The 10,847-nt window shown below is 35.1% G+C and carries 12 protein-coding genes; all 12 read right to left on the bottom strand.

Annotation, left to right across the window (positions count from 1 at the left end; genetic code table 11):
- Positions 1-725 (bottom strand): aminoacetone oxidase family FAD-binding enzyme (locus tag Q7P22_RS05930; protein ID WP_303861893.1); only part of this gene is annotated, 725 nt, incomplete at its 3' end.
- Entirely contained in the window at positions 706-1,581 is an 876-nt protein-coding gene (locus tag Q7P22_RS05925; protein WP_341457139.1) for a MurR/RpiR family transcriptional regulator, read from the bottom strand. The genes Q7P22_RS05930 and Q7P22_RS05925, both read right to left, overlap by 20 nt.
- 141 nt (positions 1,582-1,722) lie before the next feature.
- Positions 1,723-2,283 (bottom strand): class I SAM-dependent methyltransferase, encoded by a 561-nt coding sequence (locus Q7P22_RS05920; protein ID WP_303861889.1) that lies wholly within the window; start codon positions 2,281-2,283, stop codon positions 1,723-1,725.
- Between the two features lies 1 nt (position 2,284).
- A complete protein-coding gene (locus Q7P22_RS05915; RefSeq protein WP_303861887.1) occupies positions 2,285-2,644 on the bottom strand; it encodes a hypothetical protein in 360 nt (119 codons plus the stop codon).
- Positions 2,637-3,350, bottom strand: coding sequence for a pseudouridine synthase (locus Q7P22_RS05910; protein WP_303861884.1), 714 nt, complete (start codon positions 3,348-3,350; stop codon positions 2,637-2,639). The genes Q7P22_RS05915 and Q7P22_RS05910 overlap by 8 nt, the downstream gene beginning before the upstream one ends.
- Before the next feature lie 337 nt (positions 3,351-3,687).
- A complete protein-coding gene (locus Q7P22_RS05905) occupies positions 3,688-4,851 on the bottom strand; it encodes a D-alanyl-D-alanine carboxypeptidase family protein (protein WP_303861881.1) in 1,164 nt (387 codons plus the stop codon).
- A gap of 193 nt (positions 4,852-5,044) precedes the next feature.
- Complete coding sequence (gene scpB / locus Q7P22_RS05900; RefSeq protein ID WP_113921105.1) at positions 5,045-5,581, bottom strand: SMC-Scp complex subunit ScpB; 537 nt, start codon at positions 5,579-5,581, stop codon at positions 5,045-5,047.
- A 4-nt stretch (positions 5,582-5,585) separates the two neighbouring features.
- Positions 5,586-6,296, bottom strand: a complete 711-nt coding sequence (locus Q7P22_RS05895) for a ScpA family protein (protein WP_303861875.1) — start codon at positions 6,294-6,296, stop codon at positions 5,586-5,588.
- A gap of 542 nt (positions 6,297-6,838) precedes the next feature.
- The gene (locus tag Q7P22_RS05890; protein WP_207657447.1) at positions 6,839-7,483 is read right to left on the bottom strand and encodes a site-2 protease family protein; all 645 of its coding nucleotides are present in this window, start codon (positions 7,481-7,483) and stop codon (positions 6,839-6,841) included.
- A 394-nt stretch (positions 7,484-7,877) separates the two neighbouring features.
- Positions 7,878-8,285 (bottom strand): hypothetical protein, encoded by a 408-nt coding sequence (locus tag Q7P22_RS05885; protein ID WP_303861872.1) that lies wholly within the window; start codon positions 8,283-8,285, stop codon positions 7,878-7,880.
- Entirely contained in the window at positions 8,278-9,147 is an 870-nt protein-coding gene (gene lysA, locus Q7P22_RS05880) for a diaminopimelate decarboxylase (protein WP_303861870.1), read from the bottom strand. The genes Q7P22_RS05885 and lysA overlap by 8 nt, the downstream gene beginning before the upstream one ends.
- Positions 9,148-9,299: 152 nt before the next feature.
- On the bottom strand, positions 9,300-10,487 hold the full coding sequence (locus Q7P22_RS05875; protein ID WP_303861868.1) for a D-alanyl-D-alanine carboxypeptidase family protein: 1,188 nt from the start codon (positions 10,485-10,487) through the stop codon (positions 9,300-9,302).
- Positions 10,488-10,847 lie beyond the last annotated feature (360 nt).

The raw sequence follows: 10,847 nt of genomic DNA, 5'->3' as shown, positions 1-10,847 counted from the left end.
ACTTCTTTTACCTTTTTATTGCCCTTAAAGAGGGATATACTAACATTTTTTAAGGAAAGCCCCTGTAATTCCTTCACAAAAGAATCCTCGCTTACAAGGGGAATAAGAGCTCCTTTTGGCTCAATAATTCCATGTCCTAACTTTTTAGCAAATATATACCCATCTCCAGTAGAGCCTGTCTGACTATAGGTAACTCCTCCGGTAGCTAAAATAACACCATCACATTCGATAGTTTGACCATTCTCTAATAAGACTCCTTTGATTTTACCATCTTCAGTTAAAAGATCCTTTACCGTAGTATTTAGCCTTACCTCTACATTGTTCTTTTCTAAATACTTGCTCATTGCTTTAATGACATCACTAGATTTGTCACTTTGTGGAAAAACCCTATTGCCTCTTTCCACCTTTTCTCTTAAACCTAGTTCATTAAAAAGCTGTATGGTGCTTGTATTGCTAAAAGTATAAAAAGCACTGTAGAGAAAAGATTTATTGGTGACTACATTTTCAATGAGCTCTTCTATTTCACAGGCATTTGTAAAATTACATCTGCCTTTTCCCGTTATAAACATCTTTTTGCCTAGTTTTTCATTTTTTTCTAATAATATTACTTCATGTCTCGCACCTGCAGTTCCAGCAGCCATCATACCTGCTGCTCCTCCGCCAATAACGACAATTTTGCTCATATATTCTCTTCTACTTTCTTGTTTAAGATTGACTGTTATCATATATATAATGCTCAGCCCAAATTTCTTCTAGTTCATTAAAAATCTCTTTTGTCTTTTCTCTATTTCTAAGGCCAACGGCTACAATTATAGCATTCATAAGACTCATTGGAGCAGTAATCGTATCTACAAAAGAGATGATATTGCTCTTTGCAATAAGATAATAGTCGCTAATCCTTGTAATAGGTGACATTTCATTGTCCGTTATCGCCACAACTTTAAGACCACGCTCCTTTAGAAATTTCATAGACTCGTATGTTTTGGAAGAATACCTTGGAAAGCTAATCCCTATGACTACATCACCAGGTTTTGCATGAATAATTTGTTCGTAAATATCGCCTACTTTAGAATCAATTACTTTTACCTGATTGAGTAATAAATCCAGATAATATCCTAAAAACTCTGTCAGAAGGGAAGTAGTACGAAAACCTACTATATAAACTGTTTGTGCATTTACAATCAAGTCAATTACCTTTTGAAATCTATCTTTATCAAATTCATCTAGAGTATAGCGGATATTATCAATATCTGCTGTTAGAATATCATTTAACAGATGTTCCTCGTCAAATTTGTCTAAAGACATATCAATTCGCTGAGTAGTAGTCAATTTTGTTTTTATCATTTCTTGTAAGACTTTTTTAAATCTTGGATATCCATTAAAACCAAGGTAATTAGCAAAGCGCACTACTGTAGCCTCACTCACACCTACAGCTTCTCCCAGACTTGCCGCTGTCATAAAAGCTGCCTTTTCATATTTATTCAAGATAAAATCTGCGATTCGCTTATTTCCCTTGCTTAAATTTGGATAATCCTCTTTTATCTTTAACATTATTTCTGTAAAGTTTTTGTACTCTGACACGATATTCACCTGCATAATCTATTTTGTTTGTCTCTTTTTAGAGCACGAAACCTCTTAATTACCTATTTTAAATCAAACCCAATCCATTGACTATTAAAATATAAAAAAAATTATTTACTACCCTATTATGCAAATATATTTTTACTTCATACGAGCAATTAAAACAATATAGGGTGATGTTTGATCATTTAAACAGGAATACTTTAATACTTTGTATCTGTATTTATCTAGTACTTTTAGATATGCTTCTACAATAGAGGCCTCTTCTACTCCTCCTTCATGAGAGGTATAGACGCATATCGTAATAATTCCATTTACCTTTAATAGTTCTAAGCTCTTTTTTAATGCCTTAATACTAGAAGCCCCTTTCGTGATAATGGCTGGATCTCCTTTAGGCAGATAACCTAAATTAAACATCGCACATGAAATGGGGCCTTGAACGTATTGATCTATATTTGCGTGGCTATCTTGAATTAATTGAACTCTGCTCTCATAAGCTTTTTCTAAAACTTTAGCCTTAGTGTTCTTAATGGCGTCTTCTTGTATATCAAAAGCATAAACTTGTCCAGTTTGACCCACCTTTTCTGCTAAAAACACTGTGTCTGCACCATTGCCTGCTGTGGCATCAATTACTTTATCTCCTTTTGTGATCGCTGTGGATGCATAATCTTGAGCTAATTTCGTTATGTGAAATATATTCATATTATACCTTCTTATGATCACAGCTATTTTTGCTATAGAACTCCTTAATCAGAATTCTATTATTGATCATTTCTATTTCATTTTCATTCATATAGTCGACTGTATCCTCATCGTATACTTCTAATTCATCTACGCCTCTATTATAGGTAAAATTAATCACAGACTTTACCAATCCATCAAATAAGAAAGGATCCTCTAATCTCATCTCTGTAAAATTAAGGATTACTCCATGTTTATAGTAAGTAAATCCAGCTACTCCAAGAATTTTTTTTTCTTCTGTCATAATGCAAACATGAGTAGATTCTTCTTCATTTAGTTTAAAATCTAGCTGATTTCGTTCATAAATCTTTATTTCAATCATGATTTAACACTCCTAATGATGTTATTTCGTTTTTTGTTAAATGTCGATAAGCTCCTATTTCTAAGTCTCCAAGAGCAAGATTTCCAATGCTTGTCCGCTTTAAGCTTAGAACAGGGTGGCTGATTTTTTCACACATTTTGCGCACCTGTCGGTTTCTGCCTTCCCAGATTATAATCTCCACGAGAGTATTTTCTGGAAACTCTCTAAGTACTTTAAAGGATGCCTTAGATGTCTTATAATCTTCAATTATCAAACCACCTTCAAAGGCTTTTATTTCTGCCTTTGTAGGTCTACCTTTTATTTTTGCTACATATGTCTTTCCTATATGATGCTTAGGGTGGGTCATTGTATAAGTAAAATCTCCATCATTGGTTAATAGCAAAAGACCTTCTGTATCATAATCTAATCGCCCTACAGGGTACACCCTTTCCTCTAAATGAACAAGGTCTAATACAGTCTGCCTATTAAAATTGTCCTTTACGGATGTAATGACTCCTCGTGGCTTGTTCAGCATAATATAAACCTTTTTCTCATTTGTTCCAATTTTTTTACCATCAAAGGTTACTTCATCCTGATCCGGATCCACAATAAAACCCATTTCAGTAATGACTTCATTATTGACCTTTACCCTACCATCTTTTATATGCTCTTCGCACTTTCTTCTAGAATCTACACCATGATTGGCTAGAAACTTTTGTAATCTCATTGAGTCACTCCCGTTTTCGTTCTAAGTTCTACGTTGTATGTTCTAAGTAAAACCTTTGCCACCCATGGTGGCAGTTAATATTTATTAGATAATTTGGCGTTTGTTTTTAGATATTTTTATCTCACTAGTTAGAGCGTAGAGATCCTTCGCTGCGCTCAGGATGACTTAAGCAGGAGTTAAGGTTGGTTCGTTGGACGGGGAAAACCTTAAATGAATAATGAAAATTGAACATTGAACAGTACAAATATGCGAATCTTGCTACTCTTTCAAATTGTTCATTATTCATTGTTCCATGTTCATCCTTCACTGCGACATTAGTCGCATATTTGCTTACCACCTAACTAGCGTCTAGCCACTTAATATCTAGTGCTTCAATTGGTATTTCCTGACTAAGAATATTAAAATAATCTCGCAAATTCTCTTTCAAGAACTTAAGATAATCTTTTTCGTATACCTTCTGTGGGCTGTAGAGGTCTTTTGAATAGATGATTTCTCCATCAATTAAGAAATCTACACTTCCAATTCTTTGTTTGTTATATATAGGAGCAGCCATAATATTGTTTACATTAAGCACCCGTTCTATATTTTCTCCTTGTTTGATGGGAATGTCAATATTTTCGTCAGAAATGATTTTAAATTGATCATTTATGCCGTCTTCTACATATATAGAAGTAATATACTCTCCCTTTTTCATAACATTTTTTGTGGTGTATTGTTCAAATCCATAATCTAATAAGATTCTTGACTCTGCCCATATATCACTAGCCCTTAAGATTACACCTATCATTTGCATGCCTTCTCTTTCAGCAGAAAAAACCAAACATTTACCTGCATCTATAGTATAACCTGTTTTTACGCCATTTCCTCCATCATATCCAGTAAGAAGTTTATTCTTATTGTACAGAGTATGAACTTGATTGTTGATTTTAATATCTGTTTTTTTTGCGCTCATAATTTTTTTAAAATCTTCGTTTCTAAAGGCGTATTGTGTGATAAGAGCTAAGTCTTTTGCTGTAGTATAATGTTCTTTTTCATATAAGCCATGAGGATTTGTAAAATTTGTATTAGTAGCCCCTATTATTTGAGCTTTCTCATTCATCAATTCCACAAAATTCTTTAAACTTCCTGAAATGTGAGTAGCTATAGCGTAAGCTGCATCATTTCCAGAGCGAAGCATGAGTCCATATACTAAATCCTCTAAAGTGATTTTATCTCCCTTTTCAATGTAAATAGATGAGCCTTCTACATTAGCTGCTTCTTCACCTACGACTACCACATCATCTAAATTCCCATACTCTATAGCTAAAATAGCAGTCATAATCTTAGTAGTACTTGCCATCGCCATTTCCGTTTCACTATTCTTATTATACAATATTCTACCCGTTTTTTCTTCAATTAATATAGCAGACTGAGATGGCACATCTATGGCCATAGCAGCTGTTGGTAGAAAGAAACTTAAAATAATGACGATACATAGTACAGTTGAACACATTTTTATCATATGAACCTCCTAAGTTATCATTTATGATAAGATTTTTTATGATAAATAATATACACCATATTATTATAGTATTACCTTTAGATGAATTTTAGAATTTACAACAAAAAAAATAGCGACCTGCGCTATTTTTTAGTTTTAAGTTCTAGGTTCTAGGTTCCAAGTAAAAGCAATAGTCACCCTCGGTGACATGGTTTTACTTGGAACTTTCTTCTGTTGATTGTACAAATTCCTCAAAAGAAGGCAATTCCTCTATTGTAGTAATTCCTGCATATTTTAGAAAATCCGGTGTTATTCCATAAAGGATTGGCTTACCTGGTGCCTCTAATCTGCCTGCCTCTTTTATGAGATTACGATCAACTAAAGTCTGTAGTGCACTAGATGACTTTACTCCTCTTATCTGTTCAATTTCAATTCGAGTAACTGGTTGCTTATAGGCTACAATGGATAAAGTTTCTAAAGCGGCCTGAGATAGACCTGCTTTGTTTCGCTCTACTAGTAAATCATCAATATAATGGTGAAATTCTGTCTTTGTACCTAGTTGATATTTGGATTGGATTTGTATTAACTGTATTCCTCTATTGCTATTCGTATACTTTTCTTGTAATTCTTCTAATAAATCTTTAGTATCTGTCGTGTTTATATTCAAACTATTTGCTATTTCATTTATGCTAATAGGCTCACCTACTGCAAAGAGAATAGCTTCTAGTGGTCCCAATAGCTCATCTTTCATAGCATCACCTAATTTTCCAAATTACAATCTCACCACAAATTCTCTCTTGGGCACATAAGACGAAATTATTTTTTATTAATTCTAGTAAAGCCAAAAAAGTCACAATGATTTTTGTACGGGAGATGGTAGTGTCAAAAAGACTACTAAAAGAAATCTCTCTTTTGTCCTCGAGAAGACTTATAATATCTCTCATTTTATCCTCTACTCGTACAGTCTCTCTTTCTATTTTATGAAGGATATTTTCAACCTTCTCCACTTTGCTTTTGGCCAAAACTCTTTTAAACGCCTGAAAAAGACTTTCAATATCAATTTCAGTAATTATTTTATTAGTATTTTCCCAGTACTCTGGATCTTTATAGTGTACTTGCATAGATATTTCCCCTTGGTTTTGCAAGTATTCGCTTATCTCTTTATAAATTTTATACTCGTAGATCTTCTCAGCAAGTTCCAACCTTGGATCGATCTCATTTCCTTCTTCATCTTCTTCAGGAGGAAGGAGTAGATTGGATTTTATCTGTAAAAGCTGAGCAGCCATGACCACAAATTCACTAGAGTAGTCCATATTGTATTCTTTCATTTGATTGATATACTCTAAATACTGGTCTGTGATTTGAGAGATTGGAATATCGAAAATGTCGATTTCATGTTTTTTAATCAAATGCAAAAGCAAATCCAAGGGCCCTGCAAACTCTTGAAGCCTTATCTCGTATTCCATGTATTACCTCTTTCTTTTGTTATGTTGAAAAAGTCTGTGTTTTTATTTTATCTTGAGCTCCTATATTAATGTTTTAGCAGAAGGCGGAAAGCTGAAATTTGGGTCACCTAAGGTGACCGTTATGCGGAACGACGAGGGCGTCGTTCCCTACGGATTGAGAGGCAAGAGGTTAAAAGCAAGAATCACCTCACCTATAGGCGAGTTTAGATTTTCTTGCACATTCAGCTTTCAATATTATTCATTCTAAGTTACGCAAAGTTCGTTCCTAGAGATTCTTCGTCGCTACGCTCCTGAGAATGACACTCTAGAAGGCTGTAATGGTGTCTAGTTGATTTTGCATTTTCTTTCGGCATTCCGCTTTCGGCTTTCGGCTTTTAAGGTTTTGCTTACCACCTGGGAGTAATACCTGATTTGTCTTGACCAAAGGGAAAGAGAAATCAAGTGGTATTACCCCTGTCAAGGTTGGCGAGGTTTGTAGCGACTAGAAGGAGCTAGAAACCCGCAACCTACGACATACCACCTGACCACCTGACCACCTGCTTTTAAAAAAACAACCTCACCAAAGAAAACATCCCAATCATCATAAATTCAATGGCTGGGTTTAATATATAGTCTAGGACATTTGTAAAGATTAATATGAGCAATACTACATAACCGTATCTTTCGACCTTCCAAAACATTTCTTCTAATTTACCAGGTAAAATGCTCGCTACGATTTTTGAACCATCTAGAGGTGGAACAGGAATTAAATTAAAGACGGCAAAACTCACATTGTAGATAAAGAGCAACTCAAAGAAAAGATAGGCAGTGGTACCTGTAGAGTTTAACAGAAACATTGCTATAAGTGAAATAAGACCTAGGATAATATTTGTCAAGGGCCCTGCAAGTGAAACTAAAAAGGTGCCCTTTCTTCTGTTTTTAAAATAGTTTGGATTATACGGAACTGGTTTTGCCCATCCAAACCTCAAAATAAAAAGGCATAAAAGACCCATAGGATCTATGTGCTTAATGGGATTTAAAGTAAGCCGCCCCGCAGATTTTGCCGTAGGATCCCCTAATTTATATGCAGTATAGCCATGTGCTAATTCATGTAGAGTAATAGTAATAAGCAACGCTGGCAAAGTATAAATCATAGCCTGTAATGAACCCACAATATTGCTTAAAATATTGTTTAATATGCCACCCATGTAATCCCCCTTTTTTTAGTTCTATGTTCTGCCGTAGCTTGCAGCCAATCGCCCTGCGCTATGCTTGTGCTCTTGGGCAAGCCTGGCTAATGCTTCTCTTCGTCGCTACGCTTCTCGACAAGCAAAGTAACCACTCTATAAGTTCTAAGTAAAAAGCCCCTTAGCGCTTCAGTCCCTAGCGTTTAGCATTCCTTTTGGGTCTAAGATCCTTCGTTGCAAGCTCCTCAGGATGACAAAAGCAGTAGCTTGGGTCAAAATATGCCTTAAGCATTTAAAGTCCTGTAAAGCCGCCTACTCTCGTCATCCTTGAGCGATAGCGAAGGATCTTAGACTTTAGACGATCTCGCCAATAGATAAGTGTTTTTTTCAGCTTTCTACTTTCCGCTTTCAGCTTTTATTTCTGCCAGCTTGGCAACATGTCTTTTGCGACAATGTCCTCGTAGGTTTCTCTTCTTACAATGATCTCATCTTCATCTCCTCTTAAGAGAACTACTGCTGGTCTTGGTATTTTGTTGTAATTACTAGACATAGCATAATTATAAGCACCTGTATTTAAGACGGCTAAGATATCTCCTGGTTCTACTTTTGGCAATTGGATGTCTTTTATAAGGGTGTCGCTTTCACAACATCTTCCGCTTATAGTGACAATCTCTTGTTCCTCAGAAACTAAAGTTTTATTGGCTACTATGGCATCATAGACTGCACCATACAATGCAGGCCGAGGGTTGTCCGTCATTCCTCCATCAACGCTGACGTATTTTCGGATTTCGGGTATTTCCTTTACTGTACCAATCTTATACAATGCCTGCCGTTCCTACTGTATAACGACCTGGCTCAACGACGATTTTAGGCACCTCTAATTGAATTTCGCTGCAAATCCTTCTCACTGTACTCATTAGTTTTTCAATATACTGATCTACATTAAAGCTTGCATCATGTCTCATTTGTGGAATACCAAATCCACCACCTAAATTTAACTCGGTTAAAGAAAATCCGTCTTCTTTTAGCTCTTTCATTAAATTAAGCATTACTTCTGCAGTGACTAAAAAAGGCTCTTCATCAATTATTTGGGATCCTATATGACAGTGTAAGCCGATAATATTAATGTTTTTTAAGTCTTTGCTAAAATCAAATAAATCTCTTACTTGTTTTAAAGGTATACCAAATTTTGAGTCTATTTTTCCTGTTTGTATAAATTCATGAGTATGTGCTTCAACACCTGGGGAAACTCGTATAGACACTCTCATTACATGATTGTGTTCTTCGCAGATGGCATTTAAAAGTTCTAGTTCATATTTGCTATCGACAATTACTTTGCCGATATTGTATTCGATGGCCATTTTTATTTCTTCAACTGTTTTATTGCTACCATGAAGACAAACTCTTTCCATAGGAAAACTTGCCATATACGCTGTGTAAAGTTCTCCCCCTGATACTACGTCTAAAGATACGCCCATATCCTTTATAATATTGCACATTGCCAAATTTAAAAAAGCTTTGCCAGCATAATTAATATCATATGTAGCATTTTGTTTTGTAAATGCATTTATTATTTTTGTTAAATTTTCTCTTATTATATCTTCACTGATCACGTATAGTGGAGTACCATACTTTTCTGCTAAAGCTACGGTGTCATGGTTTGAAAAAAGATAATTTGTCATCATGTACATCCTCCTCATAAATAATACTATGATTATACCTTTATTTAAAGGCAAAAACAAGAAATAATAGCAACTACGCATCTGGATCAAACACTAGGTTTTTAGATAGAAATCAAAACCTACGACTAGCGACCAGTGCTAGTTGCTATAAATAATTAGTTGCTTAAGTTTATAAATTGAGTGATAAATTTGTTAAAGAGATTAAAGAAATTGATCTTTTCTACATCTTCTTCCGCTATAAGGTCAATCTTTGTTACTTCTTTTCCATTTTCTAAAATCTTTAATTCTCCAACTTTATCTCCTTTTGCTATTGGAGCACTTATGTTGTCATTTAGTTTTACTTCTTGTTTAAATTCCTTTTTTTCGCTTTTTAACATAAGCTGGCTGTATCCATCTTTTGTAACAACATTAATTTCTTCTTTTACTCCTCGATTAATCGGTATGGTGTCTAATACCGTATTTTCTTCTACAACGGTTTCATTTTTATATTGGCTAAATCCATAATTTAATAATTGCAAGGCTTCATCAAATCGATCATTAGAGCTTGGCGCATCTAAGACAACGGAGATTAATCTCATAGAACCTTCTTTTGCCGTAGCACTTAAACAGTAACCAGCGTCATCTGTATATCCTGTTTTAAGGCCGTCGACTCGATTATCCCTTCGAAGCAATTTATTTGTATTGGCCAAAGTTCGAACTTTGTCATCATTTTTCCCTACGTTCACATCTGTCATCCAAATAGTCAGATATTCATGAATTTTAGGGTATTTTACTAGCTCTTTGCTCATCAAGGCAATATCATTTGCACTACTATAATGCCCTTCTGCAGGCAATCCATTTGAATTCATAAATTGGGTGTCCTTCATACCTAATTCTTTTGCCTTTTCATTCATCATTCCGATAAAAGATTGATAATCTCCTGCAATATACTCTGCCATAGTAGCTGCTGCATCATTTGCTGATTCAATGGCAATGCCCTTGAGCAAATCGTCTACGCTTACGGTTTCTGAAGGCTCTAAAAACAGCTGAGAACCACCCATATCTGCAGCAAATTGGCTCACTGTAACTTGATCATTTATTGAGATATTCTCTTTATCTAATTCTTCCATAATAATAAGCATAGTCATTACTTTTGTAACACTTGCTGGAGCACGCCTTTCATTGGCATTTTTCTCATAAAGTATTTGTCCAGTAGCTGCATCTATTAGTATTGCAGATGAAGATTCAATCTGAAGCCCCTCTGTCTGCGCATCTTTGCCTTCTTCCGTAGCTGGCTCTGCACTTACTATAGTATAATTAAATAGCAGTAGACAAGTTAAAAAGAAAGAAATTGATTTTTTCATAATTAACCTCCATTTATATAATTAACTATAGTTTGTGTTTACAGTATCAACCATATACAAAAAAAATTGGCTATTGTCAAGCCAATTTTTACAAAAAAACGCACGTATTAGTTCTAAGTTGTACGTTGTAAGTTCTAAGTAAAAACTGCCACCGATGGTGGCAGCTAAGATGAATAAAAAAAGTTGGTATTTTTTAGAAGTTTTTGTTTTATTAATTAGTGTGTAAAGATCCTTCGCTGCGCTCAGGATGACTGGGGCAGGAGCTTAGGTCTTTATCTCGCCCGAAGGCGAGTACGGTTTTGCTGACCACCTGGGAGTAATACCTGATTTGTCTTGACCAAAGGGAAAGAGAAATCAAGT

The sequence above is a fragment of the Alkalibaculum bacchi genome, from assembly GCF_937875145.1.
GTDB lineage: Bacteria > Bacillota > Clostridia > Eubacteriales > Alkalibacteraceae > Alkalibaculum > Alkalibaculum bacchi_A.
This window is presented reverse-complemented; position numbering and strand designations above follow the sequence as displayed.